Below are 16,101 nucleotides of genomic sequence, written 5' to 3'. Positions count from 1 at the left end.
AAGTGAAGGATACGGGCTCTCGCAATCCTGAGGATGAGCAAGCGAAGCTTTTTGAAAGGTTTTACCGGGGGACGAACAAACAGCTTGAGGTGCGCGGGCTCGGACTTGGGCTGACCTTCAGCCAAATGCTTACGAACGCCATGGGCGGAAAGCTTGCCTTGGAGGAAAGCTCGCCTCAAGGAACGGCGTTCCAGTTGCTTCTTCCCAAAGCTTAAGAAGAACGGAATAGGGAGATTAGATGCGGCAGAGGAACCACAGCATCTAATCTCCCTATTTCTTTTTTTTCACTTTCTTGTTCGTGGCTTTTTCAATATTCTCAGCCACTCTGTATTTTACGATCTCACCAATTAATTCGTAAGGTATCGGCTCGTCTAAAGGGAAGCGAATCGACCCTTTTGCCCCTTTAAACGGGGATAATTGCTGTTTAAAGGCCTCAATTCCGCTTGGAGCCGGATATAAGCCGATATGATTTTTGTAAGCTGCAAAATGAACAAGATTCCCATGGAGCACGAAGGTCGGCATTTGATAACCGATTTTTTCAGTAGCTTCCGGTGCAGCCTTCTTTATCACACTTCGTATCTTCTCCAATATATCCTGAATCTCGGAAGGGAAATTAGCGATGTACTGATCAATCGTTTCAAATGTGGTTTTATTTTCTTCCATGGCTGCTCCTTTCGGGACCCTTGTTATTTGCGGCGCTTCTTAGCAATTCTCGAATAAATGATAACTGCTGCGATAAGCATGCTAATGAAACCGAGATTTTCTGCCGGTCCCTGTTCCATCCCAAACACCATACAAAGATTCGTAATCAAGCTTTTGACAAGCAGTGCTATGACGATCAGCATTAACGGGCGAATAAAATTATATCTCTTCATCTTTTATACCACTCCTGACGACACACCGTAGTAGATTGGCACCCTTTTCCACTGACGATTGAAATCGCTTTAATGGGAGCAATCCCGGCAAGTATACCAGTTTCCTGCCCGATCGTCCAACCTTTCCGGACAGCTTCGCTCTACAGCGTCATCGCCTGTCCGTACCTGGCCAGAAACTCCTCTTTTTCTTTGTAATCCGGCATGATGCTTCCTACTCGCCGCCAAAAGGAACGGTCATGATTCATATGCGTAAGATGGCAAAGCTCATGGATGATTACATAGTCGATCACCTCAAGTGGCGCCATCGCCAGTCGATAATTAAAGGTTAGATGCTTATCCGAGCTGCAGCTTCCCCACTTCGTTCGCGACTCTACAATCTCGATGGTTTTGGGCTTCACTTTCAGTTCGGTTTGGTAGGTCTTGATTCGTTCAGCGATCAGCTTCTTGCAGCTGTTAAAATAAAACTTCTTCAGACTCGCTTTTAGCTCGTCTTCGTTTAAGTCCTTCGTCTCGATCAGCTCGTGGAGGTAATAGTATTTACCAAGGTGCAGGAACTTTCCCTCGTCTTGATATTCCTTTGTTTTCGGAGCTGAGCGTGCGTTTTCTATCGCCTGTAATTTCTGCAGGATTCTAGCTCCGTGACGCTCCACCGCCTCCATCACCGCTGCATCGGTTGTCCCATTCGGTGCTTTAATGGTAATGTGGCCCGTAGAGTCGATATGGATGGACAGTTTTTTTCTATTTCCGTAAAGCACATTAAAATCAATTGTTTGGTTTTCAAATTCGATTCTCATGTTAACCTTCGTTCCTATAAATTAATTTCCTCAGCTCGGCACAAAGAGGAGACAGAGCCTTGGGCAAGGATTGTTCCTCTCCTATTGTAGCAAATATAGAGCCTGTATAGGCAGCATTCCGCTTATCGTTCAGCTGTTTTTTCAGCAGAAAATAAAGTGGTCTGTCAGACTCCAAGAAATAAGTTTTAGACTAACCTAAAAAATGGAATCAGCGATAGACAGGGACGAAAAATAAAGTCCTAGTCCGTCGCTGTATATTTGAAATACCGTCATCCGTTATCCTAATCATGTTCTTATGGATTTTTAATTTAAATATGCACATCAGGCTGACAATTCGCTGCCGACACACTCGAAAAGTCGGCCTTTTTATTGATTTGCCTTATTGAAAAAACCGGCACGTTATCATAATCCCCAAATCGCATCTCGTCAAGAGAAAATGTGCGAATGAGCGACATAACTAGAGCCCCCCCTTATGCTTACTAAATAAGAACGAATTTCAGAGTATTTAGGGCGATATCGCTTTTTCCAATTCATCCGGTGTCATGTAAAATATTCTTCAGATTGATGAATGTTCAGGAAAGGAGAGCTGCATGAACAGTGTAGACAAAATCAAATTTTTGCTCTTTTTCGGTGAAGCTCCCGTGGCAACTTGTTACGGGTATATGGAGCTGGATCGGGATGGCGATATGATCGCGCTCTATAATAGTTACGGCGAGGAAATCAACATGTTTGGCGAACATGAATTTGTCAGGATACGGGCGCTTGGAAAATTCGATAATGAAGACCGCGATAATTTTTATTCCTTGCTAGAAAGTGATGGTGTAGGATAACTTTCACGACAGACAGGTGAAAATTCGGTGTCAAGAATACGACGTGGAACGCAAAAGCTATTCTCGGGAGGCGGAAGATGAAAAAACGGGTTCAAGAGGCCAGCGAAATAAAGAGAGGGGCGATGTTAGCTGCCCTGCTCATCGGTGCATTTATTGCGTTTCTTAACGAAAATTTACTTACCAATATTTTTCCCGGATTAATGCGTGAGTTCAGCGTAGCTGCTTCGACCATACAATGGTTATCGACCGGTTAAATGCTGATGATCGGCATACTGGTGCCGGTGACCGCATTGCTACAGCAATGGTTCACGACTCGCCGGATGTTTATGTCCGCGATGGTGTTATTTTTAGCAGGTACCTGCTTGTGTGCAGTATCCCCCGGATTCGAAGTTTTACTGATAGGCAGGGTTGTTCAGGCTTGTGGGACAGGATTGTTGATTCCGTTGATGATGAATACGATTCTTGCCCTCTATCCTATGGAACGCAGGGGAGCCGCCATGGGTCTCATGGGGCTTGTCATCATGGTCGCTCCTGTCATCGGGCCAGCTTTGTCGGGGTTGGTTATCGATACCTTACACTGGCGATGGCTGTTCTACATGGTGATTCCTATCGCATTGTTTTCTATTATTTATGCATTCAATTACTTAAAGAATGTTACAGAAATAACCAAGCCAAGGGTCGATTTTTTATCCATTGTTATGTCAACCGTCGGGTTTGGTTGTGTCACCTACGATTTCAGCCAAACTGGTAACTGGGCTGCTCCTGGTAGTTACAGTTTGATTGCCATAGGCGGCCTCTTCTTGCTCTTGCTTATTTGGCGGCAGCTCAAGATTAAAGAGCCTTTGATTGATCTTTCCGTATTCCGATATCCCGCATTTTCTTTGGTAGCGATATTAATAGTAATGCTGATGATGGTTTTATTCGCCACCACGACATTGCTGCCGATCTATATGCAGGATGTGATGCAGTTGACAGCATTCGCGACAGGTTTACTTCTAATGCCAGGCTGCATTTTAAATGCAATGATGATGCCTGTGACGGGAAAATTATTCGATAAATTCGGACCGAGATTTGTTATCATGCCCGGACTGATCATGATCGCCTTTTCACTGTGGCTGTTTACCGGTATCGACAGTGATACAACCCGAGGCTCCGTTCTATTCAATCATGTCCTCTTATTCTTAGGCATATCGTTTGTCGTCATGCCGGCTCAGACAGCAGGAATGAACCAACTTCCACGTCACCTGGTCCCCCATGGCACAGCCATTTACAATACGCTCCAACAGATTGCCGGGGGAATCGGCATCGCTTTGTTCGTCGGTATCATGTCTTCCGGAGCCAATCGTAATCTTCATCATTCGTTCGAGCCCGCAGCGTTTCAAAATAAAACACATAGTATCGTGGCCGGTTTGCAAACGGTTTTTTGGATTGAATTTATTTTCGCCATAGTTGTTTTGATGCTGGGCTGGTTTATAAAAAAGCCATCTGTACAAAATGAGATTGATTCCTTAGAGACAAGGAATGAGAGCTGACCCTGTATCAAACAACAGTGTAAAAGAAACCTGATTTTATTTGTTCAGTTCAGACGACTTTATGTTGGAATCAAGTTGAAATCAAAAAAAATGTTGGGATGAGTAAAAGCGTAAAAATGAACATCTCCTTAGCCACAGTCTAAAGAAAGTGGTTACTTAGGAAAAGTATGGTTGCAATTAAGGATCTCCACATACGGTTTGAAAGAGTTCGAGTTGTTCGTATACTGTCTTCGGAAAATGATGTCAGAACACGGATGCGGAGACACCATGGTAGGTATGGAACCTACCGGTCAGTATTGGCTGATTTTCGCACACTACCTGAGAGAACAATAATTAGAGGAAGTTAGTTGCCGTTGTCATGGGTTAATACCATTATAGACAACTGAATGCATAATATTGTTTCGTTTTGCATGTAGCCTGTCACATCGCTTAATAAAAATGGGAGTAGTCTGCCTATGGCAAACTACTCCCATTGTTCATTGAACTAAAGCTTCCCGTTAGTGAACATGCAACAGAGTTTAATCGATATTTTGCAGGTATTGCAGGAGCCTCTTCAGCATAACGGCCGCCTGCGCCCGCGTTGCATATTCCGTCGGCCCGAAGCGTCCGTCTTCCATCCCCTTTATGATGCCGGCTTCCGATACAAGGGCTACCGCCGATTGCGCCCAGGAAGAGATGGAGTCGCGATCTGTGAACGCAGTAAGCGGACTGTCCGCTCGCCCATCATCACCGGTTACATGGCCGGTGAAGGTTAAGGCTCTGCCGATAATAACGGCCATTTGCTCTCGGGTAATCGGGTCGTTTGGCGCGAAACGGTCCGCACTGATGCCGGTCGCCAGTCTGTTCGCCACCGCCGCATTGACCGCTGGTGAATACCATGCGGATGCAAGGACATCTGCGTAATGGGAACTGTCCTCACCCTCCTTCACCGACAGCCCCAGCCCTCGAACGAGCAAGGCCAAGAATTCCGCCCGAGTAATGGTACCATCGGGCGCGAAAAGGTCGGCCGTCGCGCCGTTCACCAACAGCTTGGACGCTAAATGATCCACATCCGCCTTCGCCCAGTGTCCGGTTAAGTCGGCGAAAGTTCGGGCCTTCACGTCTACGACCGTGTAGAGGCTGTTATGCGGCACATTCAGAATCGCTTCCGTTGAGCCGTCGGGTCTGGTGCCCAGCCGCGCAGGAACAAAAACGACTTTTCTGGTCGCCGGATCATACTGAACAGCAACCAGATTGCGGCTTGCCACCTCCCCGTCCAGTTTGATCGTCCGAACCATATAGGTTCCCCCGAAATCTTGCACTTCCATCGTTTGCCCGTTCGATTCCACCGTCACCTTATAATCGATGACGCCACCGAATACGGTAAATCCTTGAGAGACGCCGATCCGTTCGATTTCATGTCGAATATCCTCTCCAGCCTGCTCCTGAATGATGCTCACGGTCAAATCCGATGCTTCCGCATCGAGACGTTCCGCCAAACCGGGCAGGTCGAGCACACTTATTCGCAATTGGTAGCTGGATCCATTAATCTTCACCTCAATAATCGCATTCGGATAACCTTTGGCCATCTCCATGATCCAAGCAGCCGGAAGGCGTGTCTGCACGACATGCTCTCTATCGTTTATCTCAATCGTGATAATTGGTTCCTTCGCCTCTCTCAAAAGCTCCAGCACTCGTTCCCGCATCCGTTCGGAGAGGATGACCTGTTCGATCACTGTGCCGTCAGGACGTGTGACTTGTTCGATGTCGGACGAACCAACAAGTGCGGTAATCCCGCCATCCGGATTAATTGTCACGTTGGAATTCGATGCCGGTCGATCACCGCCAACCGAAGGAGACGGTGTTGAGATACCGGAAACGGTAAACACCTTCACTGCATCATTGCCTGCCTCGTCTCGGGCAAATACGGTATAATCGCCGTTCTCAGAGACAGTGAATCGAGGCTCAGACAAAATATCGGTTCCGCCTGTTCCGTCGGTGAAATCAGCCGCGTTGAGATTGCCCTTCAGCCATCGGAGTACCGTCAGTGTATTGCCCGCCGATTCACCGTATACGCTTGCAACCGCTCTGATCACTTGCCGCGTCGATCCGTCAGGCTCAGCCGTCAGCGTCACTACGGGCGGCATCGCCACAATGTATATTCCACTCGTATCCGGCGTCCCGTACGCCAGCGAAGCCGCTCCGCCGGAGGCGCGTACGATGCTGGCGCCGTCCGGAAGCTCCAGTGCAGCGGCAACTTCGATGCCATCCGCATCCGTAATTCCGGATGGAACTTTGTATTCAAAGGTCAGCACCGTCAATGACTCGTTACGTGCTCCCGTATATGCCGCGTACACCGTACGAGTATCGGAGCTGGCTCCAATCTTAAGCGGAATAACCGGCATCCCCGCAACAATTACTTCGTATCCATAGCGTACCGTAAAGTGAAGGATATTGTTCGGACCGTACAACTTATTGGCCGGTGCCGTCAGCACTAACCCCACCAAAGCGGCTTCGAACGTTGCCTTCGCCGTTTCTAGATTGGCGATGGCAGCATCCAACTGATCCTGAGTTTGGTTCAGCGCATCGTTGGCGATTGCCTGCGCGGCGTTGATCGCTGCCTGCAAAGCGCTGCGATCGCTCGCCGACGCTTGCCCTACGCCGGTGCCTTCTGGATGGTTCGCCAACGTCTGGACAGCATCCACCAACAAATCTTTCAGATCCGTCCCATTTCCTGCCGGAATAATCGCGGCTTCGAACGTAGCCATTGCCGTTTCCAAATCAGCAACGGCAGCATCCAACTGATCTTGAGTTTGGTTAGGCGCATCGTCGGCGATCGCCTCCGCGGCGTTGATCGCTGCCTGCAAAACGCTGCGAACATTCGCCGACGCTTGTCCTACACCTGCGCCTTCTGGATGATCCGACAACGTCTGGGCAGCATCCACCAACCAATCTTCCAGATCCGTCGCATTTCCTGCCGGAATAATCGCGGCTTCGAACGTAGCCATTGCCGTTTCCAAATCAGCGACGGCAGCATCCAACTGATCCTGCGTTTGGTTCAGCGCATCGTCGGCGATCGCTTGCGCGGCATTGATTTCGGCTTGCAAAGTGCTGCGATCATTCGCCGACGCTTGTCCTACGCCTGCGCCTTCTGGATGGTCCGCCAGCGTCTGGGCAGCATCCACCAACAAGTCTTCCAGCTCCGTCGCATCTCCTGCCGGAATAATCGCGGCTTCGAACGTATCCATTGCCGTTTCCAAATCAGCGACGGCAGCATCCAACTGATTTTGCGTGTAATCGCTCGCGTTATCCCTAATTTGCCGCGCCTTATCGAGGGCTGTTCCCAGCGCACCGCGATCGCCAGTTGACGTCTGCCCTACTCCCGTGCCTTGCGGATGCTCCGCCATCGCCTGTTCCGCAACTGTGATCGCTACACCCAGCGCCGTCGAATTGCCAGGTCCGATGATCGCAGCTTTGAAGGCTTGAATCGCTGAACTTAACGAGCTGACGGCAGCATCCAACTGATTCTGCGTGTAATCGCTCGCGTTATCCCTAATTTGCCGCGCCTTATCGAGGGCTGTTCCCAGCGCACCGCGATCGCCAGTTGACGTCTGCCCTACTCCCGTGCCTTGCGGATGCTCCGCCATCACCTGTTCCGCAACGATGATCGCTGCACCAAGCGCCTTCGGATCGCCGGGCCCGATGATCGCGACATTAAAGGCTTGAATCGCTAAACTTAACGAGCTGACGACAGCATCCAACTGATCCTGAGTTTGCTTCAGCGCATCGTCGGCGATCGCCTGCGCGGCGTTGATCGCTGCCTGCAATGTGCTGCGATCGCTCGCCGTCGCTTGTCCTACGCTTGTACCTTCTGGATGGTCCGTCAGCGTCTGGGCAGCATCCACCAACAAGTCTTTCAGGTCCGTCGCATCTCCTGCCGGAATAATCGCGGCTTCGAATGTATCCAATGCCGTTTCCAATTCGGCGACGGCAACATCCAACTGACCCTGAGTTTGGTTCAGCGCATCGTCGGCGATCGCCTGCGCGGCATTAATTGCTGCCTGCAAAGCGCTGCGATCGCTCGCCGTCGCTTGTCCTACGCTTGTGCCTTCTGGATGGTTCGTCAGCGTCTGGGCAGCATCCACCAACAAGTCTTTCAGATCCGTCGCATCTCCTGCCGGAATAATCACGGCTTCGAACGTAGCCATTGCCGTTTCCAAATCAGCGACGGCAGCATCCAACTGACCCTGAGTTTGGTTCAGCGCATCGGCGGCGATCGCCTGCGCGGCGTTGATCGCTGCCTGCAATGTGCTGCGATCGCTCGCCGTCGCTTGTCCCACGCCGATGCCTTCTAAATGGTCCGCTAGCGTCTGGGTTACATTCACCAACAAGCCTTCCAGATCCGTGGCATCTCCTGCCGGAATAATCGCGGCTTCGAACGTAGCCATTGCCGTTTCCAAATCAGCGACTGCAGCATCCAACTGACTTTCCGTGTAATCGCCCGCGTTGTCCCTAATTTGCCGTGCCGTATCGATGGCTGTTCCCAGCGCGCCGCGATCGCCAGTTGACGTCTGCCCTACTCCCGTGCCTTGCGGATGATCCGCCATCGCCTGTTCCGCAACGATGATCGCTGCACCAAGCGCCGTCGGATTGCCGGGCCCGATGATCGCGTCATTAAAGGCTTGAATCGCTAAACTTAAGGAGCTGACGGCAGCATCCAACTGAGCCTGAGTTTGGTTCAGCGCATCGTCGGCGATCGCCTGCGCAGCGTTGATCGCTGCCTGCAAAGCGCTACGATCATTCGCCGATGCTTGTCCTACGCCTGTGCCTTCTGGATGGTCAGCCAGCGTCTCGGCAGCATCTACCAACAAGTCTTCCAGATTCGTCGCATCTCCTGCCGGAATAATTGCGGCTTCGAACGTAGCCATTGCCGTTTCCAAATCAGCGACGGCAGCATCCAACTGACCCTGAGTTTGGTTCAGCGCATCGTCGGCGATCGCCTGCGCGGCGTTGATCGCTGCCTGCAATGTGCTGCGATCGCTCACCGTCGCTTGTCCTACGCCTGTGCCTTCTAGATGGTTCGCCAACGTCTCGGCAGCATCCACCAACAAGTCTTCCAGCTCCGTCGCATCTCCTGCCGGAATAATTGCGGCTTCGAACGTATCCATTGCCGTTTCCAAATCAGCGACGGCAGCATCCAACTGACCCTGAGTTTGGTTCAGCGCATCGTCGGCGATCGCCTGCGCGGCGTCGATCGCTGCCTGCAATGTGCTGCGATCGCTCGCCGCCGCTTGTCCCACGCCTGTGCCTTCTGGATGGTTCGTCAATGCCTGCCCAGCGTTCGTCAACCGCATATTAAGCATTGATGAATCGCCAACCGGCACGATGGCTTGCTGGAATGCCGTGATCGCTGCATTCAATAAGCTTGTTGCCGCATCCAACTGAGCCTGAGTTTGGTTCAACGCATCGTCGACGATCACCTGCGCAGCGTTGATCGCTGCCCGTAAAGCGCTGCGATCGCCAGTTGACGTCTGCCCTACTCCCGTACCATGCGGATGATCCGCCATTGCCTGTTCCGCAACTGTGATCGCTGCACCAAGCGCCGTCGGATTGCCCGGTCCGATGATTGCAGCTTCGAAGGCTTGAATCGCTGAACTTAACGAGCTGACGGCAGCATCCAATTGACTTTGCGAGTATTGGCTAGCATTCTGGAGAATCTGCTGCGCCATATTAATCGCCGTCTGCAACGCGATGAGCGTTCCCGACGACGTTTGCCCCACGTTCGTTCCTTGCGGATGATCAGTCATCGCCTGCTGCGCATTCGCTAGCGTATTGCCGAGCGCCGTCGGATCTCCGGCCGGTATAATCGCAGCCATGAACGTATCCATCGCTGCATCTAACTCAGCGGCTGCGACGTCCAATTCATCCTGCCGGTAATTGCCGGCCTGATTATAGATTTGCCGCGCCGCGTCGATCGCGGTCTGTAGTGCGCTGCGATCACCCTCCGATGTTTGTCCTGCGTTCGTGCCTGCTGTATGTTCAGTGAGTGCCTGCCCCGCTTCAGTCAGTGTCGTCCCCAATGCCGCAGGATTGCCCGCCGGGATAATCTGCCCCTCGAATGCCGAGATCGCCGCGGTCAATGGGATTGCGGCAGTAACCAAGTCGGAAGCGACGGTCGCGTTCCCAATTCCGTAGATATATGCCATGGCGGCGTTATACGCCGAGGTCAAATTGCTATGAGTATTAGACGGCACTTGTCCTACGCCGGTACCCGGCAGATGATTTATCAACGATGCTTTAGCAGTCGCAACCGCTTGAAACAACGCCGTTCCGTCAACAAACGTGTGACCGTTATTCGCTGCATAAGCGGCTGCAGGAGAATTCGCGACTCCAAATAGTTTGAGATTCCCCGGATTGCTCGTAAAGACACCTGTCCCAAAAGATGTCACAGCGCCTAACACCGTTACGCTGGTCAACTTATTAGCATAGAATGCAGAACTCTGAACATTCGTCACGCCCGCCGGGATGACCAGTCTGGTGAGGTTATTCGTGTCGAAAGCCCCTCCTGCAATGGTCTTCAAATTTTCCGATAAAGTAATCGATGTTAAACCATTCATGTAAAAAGCATAGTTTCCGATCATCGTCACGCTATCCGGGAATACGACGTTCGTAAGTGGATTGTTCTCGAAGGCGCTGGAGCCGATCGTCAACAAGTTGTCCGGAAGGTCTATGGAAGTGAGGCTATTATAACGAAAGGCATACGTTTGAATCTCCTTCACGCTATTCGGAATAACGACGCCTGTGATTTTAGGTTTGACCGTCCCATTGGTATCGAACGCCGATCTCCCGATCGAAGTTACCGCCACCCCCGATAACGTGGCGGGAATGACCACATTCAAATCCGTACCCGAGTAACCTGTAACGGTGGCGCCATTGCTGCTCGTGGTGAAAACAAATTCTTCTTCGGCCGCGTGCGCGATTTGAATTTGCGATAATGAAGTCCCGAACGCTGTTAATGCAATCAATAGGCATATTAGTAATTTTCTCATGTTATTTCTCCTTTACGAATGAGCTTGTCGAATAAACGGGCACCACATTTCATTATAGAGAAGGCCAATAAATAAATAATGAAAGATTCAGCCGAATCCGCGTAGTATCAAGCTTTGCGAGGTTTTGAATTTTTTGTGAAGTCGATATTCGAATCATGTCGGTTTATCTGTAAGGGTTAGTGTAGAGTCTCATATGGTTAATTCTTTAAAAATCACCCTTTATATAACAAACAGCAGCCCATCGTTTGATGAACTGCCGTTGTGCCCTTATTGAGCAAAATTTCACCGTTAGGGTTCCTGTAGAGCGTTATTCCTCTAAACAAAACTGCCCAATACTTCAAAGTTACTTAGCTGGCTTTCCGCTATGCTATACTCTCCATTAGCGTAATGAAGCAGCCGACCATTGTGGTCGGCTGCTTCCGTGTTTTTATTGAACTATCGTTCCCAGTTAGATTAGCAATATCGTGAGATGAATTCTAAAGAAGGATTCCCTGCCTGTACGGATTCTGAACACTTACCGTCCGAGTATTCTATAATTGCTTTCTTCCAAAATATCTTTGCAGGCAAATTTTTGTCCAACCAAGAAACGCTCCAATTACCTTTAAACATCCCAAACACTTTATGCGCTACTTCTTTACCAATTCCTTGCCCTCGGTACTTTCTTAATATGAAAAACTCTGCAATTGAGAATTTTGGTGATTCATCGTCAGCAATTTTCCTAACTAAAGCAAAACCAGCCATCTTACCAGACTCCATAATAAAGAAGGGGAAACGACCTTCTTCTGTCCAGTAATGGTCGAGGTACTTGTAGTCAAAAAGACCATATTCATTCACGTCGTTTTCACTAGCATCTTCAAATTGACTCATATCGTACTGATATAATTCCATGAGGTTACGCAATATCATTTTCTTTTCAAAGGAAGCCTTGATTAGTTCCATACAATACCCCACCTCGTATTTCTTCATTATAGGAATGCTGCCTGTTAGCTTAATAACTTTGTGCATAAATGTGTTCAGAATCGGTATCAATTACGATATCTGATCGGATACTCTCCAGATATGATGAAGGCACACGCTCAAATTGAAAAAGCCTGCAAAAAACATCTGTAAACTCACTCATGCTCGTACATTGGTTTTTGGATATTCTGTACTTATCACTTAATTCCGTTATTGAACATGTCTTGCCGATAAGAAATGAATTCAAGAAAAAACCATCAATTGCAACTACCACATAATCACCGTCGGTGGCTAACCAGCCTATGAGCTCAAAGGTATGGACCGCTTTATCTTTTGTTTAACTAACAGATCAGTGCAGTTACCATCCAGTTATACTAAATTCCAACTAAGTCTTTTCCATAGAAACTGTTATTGCTACATCGGCCATTTCCTTTAGTTTATTAGTAGATAAATCTTTTACTTCAAAATCTCTAGCTATTTCATCAAAGTAAGACCAATCATCATTTTCCTTAATTAACTGAATTTCTTTTATCAATTCTGAAAACGTGTCAATGCCTTCAATATCTATGTACAACCTTGCTAAATTCTCGAATCCATTTTTATCTGGTGTTTGTCCTGTGCTATAAAAACTAACTATGTAGTGTTCAAAGTAATTCTCTGGATACTTATTATCTTCCATTACAATCACACCTCTTCTTTCTTCATAACAGGAATGCTATCCGTTAGGGTTCCTGTAGAGCGTTAATTTTGCGCTTTGTACAAAAACGAGCGATTCCGGTACGATGGGTTAGTCACGGGTCATAGCCCTTTAACCATCTTAAGGAGGTCGCTCTATCTTGAATTCTAAAGTTCAAGCCAAACAAAATCAACTACTCGAACGCATTTCAACCCAGCACCTTGTCGTCAGCAACGACATCGCCCGGCAGTCCCATGTTGCTCGTGCTGTCAACTTTCGTAGAATCACTCACGCTTGGCGCTCCGCTTCACTTCTCCAACAACGATGCCAGCTTTAGCTAACTGCTGCAGTGGATGAAGGATTTACAGGAAACGCACAAACTAAGCGATGCCAGCATCGGTATGGAACCAACCAGCCACTACTGGCTCAGCCTCGCCGCCTGGCTCAAAGACCGAAGCCTCGAAGTACTAATTCATCTTCTTTCTTAAGTATACTTATAAAATCCTGCATCAGGAAAAACTCATTCTTATAATGAACATGAAGATGTGAAATGTAAGCATAAGTTCTTGAAATATCCTCTAATTTGGCGAAGTTTTTTAGTAACTCTATTCTTGAAATCAACAACAGCCCCCTGTGTCAGACTAGTTGTCGTACCCCTCTCTTGAAAGTATAGTGAATAGAAAGAGAGACTGAGGTGGATGACAATGACTAACCCGAGTAAAGAGATGAAGCTTAAGATACTGCAACGAATGATGCCTCCGAACAATGAGTCTGTAAGTCAGATCGCAAGGGATAGTGGACTATCCGAAGGAACATTGTATAAGTGGAAGAAGTTAGCTCGGGCACAAGGGTTTGCAATGCCTGCTGGGGAATTGGCAACAGAGAAATGGAGTACACGAGATAAGTTCTCTATCGTTGTGGAGACCATGACGTTAAGCCAGATCGAGTTAGCGGAGTACTGCCGTTCGAAAGGATTGTATGTCGAGCAAGTTGAAGCTTGGCGAGATGCATGTATGCAAGCCAATGGCGGTGTTGCTGAGCAAGCTACAAAGCTACAAAAAGAACTTCGCATCAAAGAACAAGAAGTGAAAGTACTCTCTCGTGAGCTGCAACGGAAGGAATCTGCCTTAGCGGAAACAGCTGCCTTGCTCGTGTTGCGAAAAAAGGCCCAAGCGATCTGGGGGGACCAAGAGGACGAATGATCAGTGCCTCAGATCGTCAATTAGCCGTATCACTGATTCAGGAAGCCGTAGAAGCCGGTGCAAGGGAATTCTTAGCGTGCAAAGCGCTTAAACTTACACAAAGGACTTTACAACGTTGGCGAAATCAAGACGTATGTGAGGATCAGCGAGCTCATGCAAAACGACAGTCACCAGCCAACAAGCTTAGCGATTCCGAGCAACAACAAATCATTACCCTCATCCATCAACCTGAGTTTAGGAGCTTACCGCCTAGTCAGATTGTGCCTAGACTGGCAGATCAGGACACGTATATTGGATCAGAATCTACCTTCTATCGCGTCATGCACCAAAACAAGTTACAGCATCATCGTGGGAAAAGTGCAAAACCAACATCTAAACCACCGACGAGCCATTGTGCAACAGGGCCAAATCAAGTCTGGATGTGGGATATTACCTGGCTCGCAGGCCCTGTGAAAGGCTTCTATTTTTATCTCTATCTTGTCATCGATTTATTTAGTCGAAAAATCGTGGGCTGGGAAATTTGGGAGGAAGAATCCGCAGAGCATGCAAGCCAATTAATCCATAGAACCGTGCTAAGTGAGCAATGTCTGATCCGCAAGAGTCCGCTCGTGTTACATTCAGACAATGGCAGTCCCATGAAGGGCTCAAGTCTGCTAGAGATGCTGTATAGTCTTGGCATTACACCGTCGAGAAGCAGACCACGAGTCAGTAATGACAACCCCTATGCGGAATCCATATTCCGAACGTGTAAGTATCGTCCTGAATACCCCACAAACGGCTTTGAGAACATACATAAAGCTCGTGATTGGGTGCTGCGTTTTGTACATTGGTACAATGCAGAGCATTGTCACAGTGGGCTTAATTTTCTGACGCCTAACCAAAGACACCAAGGACTAGCGAAACAGATATTTGAGAAACGACAACAGGTCTATGAAGCAGCAAAAGCCTTACATCCAACACGTTGGTCAGGAAGTACCCGCAGCTGGAGTTTAGAAGAAGAAGTCTGGCTAAACCCCGAAAAAGTGACACCTATTCAAGCTGGGCAAAATGCTATAAATTAATCGCTACTTTTTTCAAGAGATCACGACAACTACCTTGACAAACACCGACAGATTTAAATTTCTTATCTACAAAACCTTCCTCTAAGGAAGATTCGTTTACAAAATTAGGACCATCATTTGAATTTATAATTGATCTCCAGAGGTGATTGCGCTATTACATCTCTGATTACAAAAGATTCATAAAGACATTCCAAGCTAACTTTACCTATATTAAAATTTTCTCTGTAAACCTCAGTAGACTCTTATCAGGCTCGCAGCTTTCCTCCTGTAGCTTAAAACGTCTCGCTCTTGCCAAGAAAGATTCTAACATTATTGCTGTTACGAGAATAATTGATTTGGAGAATCCATTCTAAAATTGAGAGGTTTGCACCTCATTAAACGTTGATTTATATTTTGATGTTCGAATAATGAGACTATCGGATCTAAGTAAGATTGTCCAAGAACCGTTATGTACTCATTTTTCATGTATTCATCTTCCTGATGTAATCTGTCTACTTTTCAATATTAGGTACAAACCATGGATCCCTTTACTTAAAACTTTACTTTCCTTTACTTCATCGAACAACGGCAGCCAATCGTGAGACCGGCTGCCGTAATGTCTTGTTGTGCTATAGTTCCCCATTATAGTAACAATTCGTCTGAGCTTACTTTTTCAAATAAAGCGCTATAATGAGTTAGTCCGAAGTCCCTTTCAAGACCAGCTATTTTTCCCCAGAACTCGTCCTCGTTAAATCCTACAAAGTCCTCCATTATGAACAAGGCAAGATTATGAAAAACATGTGCTATTCGAAATACGTGATTAAAGTTATCAATATTGAATTCACCACTGTTTTTGATATCTAACAACGCTTGATAATTAAGAGCTAAATAGGCTTTTCTTCTGTTTCCCTCCAATTTTATCCACTCATTTCAACTTAGTTTTTGAATAATCATTATATAAGAGGTGATGGTCTCAACACCTATCTACACCGTGAGTCCTTTAAGGTAATCTGCCCGTGGGACCCGATCCCGAGAGCTATAATGTTCACCCCTACTTGTCATGACCATGATTGAAGCTGGTTGGGACGGACGCTAGATCCCGTATAACAAGTGATGCTATGGAGCAACAAGAAGAACCTTAGGGGATGCCGGTGAATCTAAACTTAC

General features: G+C 47.8%; 9 protein-coding genes and 2 pseudogenes. 5 read left to right on the top strand and 6 right to left on the bottom strand.

Annotation, left to right across the window (positions count from 1 at the left end; translation table 11 throughout):
• Positions 1 to 2 precede the first annotated feature (2 nt).
• The gene (locus tag E0496_RS21665) at positions 3 to 215 is read left to right on the top strand and encodes a sensor histidine kinase (RefSeq protein ID WP_241674924.1); all 213 of its coding nucleotides are present in this window, start codon (positions 3 to 5) and stop codon (positions 213 to 215) included.
• 55 nt (positions 216 to 270) lie between these two features.
• Here the strand turns inward: E0496_RS21665 and E0496_RS21660 are convergent, their stop codons facing one another.
• From E0496_RS21660 to E0496_RS21650, 3 genes are all read right to left on the bottom strand, one after another.
• On the bottom strand, positions 271 to 663 hold the full coding sequence (locus tag E0496_RS21660; protein WP_141503878.1) for an iron chaperone: 393 nt from the start codon (positions 661 to 663) through the stop codon (positions 271 to 273).
• Positions 664 to 686: 23 nt separating this feature from the next.
• Positions 687 to 875: a hypothetical protein gene (locus E0496_RS21655; protein ID WP_139991829.1), complete on the bottom strand. Its 189-nt coding sequence runs from the start codon at positions 873 to 875 to the stop codon at positions 687 to 689.
• A gap of 140 nt (positions 876 to 1,015) precedes the next feature.
• Positions 1,016 to 1,669 (bottom strand): M48 family metallopeptidase, encoded by a 654-nt coding sequence (locus tag E0496_RS21650; RefSeq protein ID WP_141503877.1) that lies wholly within the window; start codon positions 1,667 to 1,669, stop codon positions 1,016 to 1,018.
• 590 nt (positions 1,670 to 2,259) lie between these two features.
• On the opposite strand from E0496_RS21650, the gene E0496_RS21645 reads away from it, so the two are divergent.
• Together E0496_RS21645 and E0496_RS21640 are read left to right on the top strand one after the other, a co-directional pair.
• A complete protein-coding gene (locus E0496_RS21645) occupies positions 2,260 to 2,499 on the top strand; it encodes a hypothetical protein (protein WP_141503876.1) in 240 nt (79 codons plus the stop codon).
• Between the two features lie 77 nt (positions 2,500 to 2,576).
• A pseudogene (locus E0496_RS21640) lies at positions 2,577 to 4,031 on the top strand (MDR family MFS transporter).
• A gap of 518 nt (positions 4,032 to 4,549) precedes the next feature.
• On the opposite strand, the gene E0496_RS21635 reads toward E0496_RS21640, so the two are convergent.
• The 3 genes from E0496_RS21635 to E0496_RS21625 form a co-directional block, all read right to left on the bottom strand.
• Entirely contained in the window at positions 4,550 to 11,059 is a 6,510-nt protein-coding gene (locus E0496_RS21635) for an S-layer homology domain-containing protein (protein WP_141503875.1), read from the bottom strand.
• 453 nt (positions 11,060 to 11,512) lie between these two features.
• Positions 11,513 to 11,998, bottom strand: a complete 486-nt coding sequence (locus tag E0496_RS21630) for a GNAT family N-acetyltransferase (protein WP_141503874.1) — start codon at positions 11,996 to 11,998, stop codon at positions 11,513 to 11,515.
• Positions 11,999 to 12,401: 403 nt separating this feature from the next.
• The gene (locus tag E0496_RS21625; protein WP_141503873.1) at positions 12,402 to 12,695 is read right to left on the bottom strand and encodes a hypothetical protein; all 294 of its coding nucleotides are present in this window, start codon (positions 12,693 to 12,695) and stop codon (positions 12,402 to 12,404) included.
• A gap of 350 nt (positions 12,696 to 13,045) precedes the next feature.
• Between E0496_RS21625 and E0496_RS36615 the strand changes: the two genes are divergently transcribed.
• Positions 13,046 to 13,180: an IS110 family transposase gene (locus tag E0496_RS36615; protein WP_241674923.1), complete on the top strand. Its 135-nt coding sequence runs from the start codon at positions 13,046 to 13,048 to the stop codon at positions 13,178 to 13,180.
• Between the two features lie 216 nt (positions 13,181 to 13,396).
• Positions 13,397 to 14,955 (top strand): annotated as a pseudogene (locus tag E0496_RS21620) (IS3 family transposase).
• Positions 14,956 to 16,101 lie beyond the last annotated feature (1,146 nt).

Source organism: Paenibacillus luteus, assembly GCF_006542765.1.
Lineage (GTDB): Bacteria > Bacillota > Bacilli > Paenibacillales > Paenibacillaceae > Pristimantibacillus > Pristimantibacillus luteus.
The sequence above is the reverse complement of the archived record's forward strand: the minus strand, read 5'-3'. Positions and strand labels throughout refer to the sequence as shown.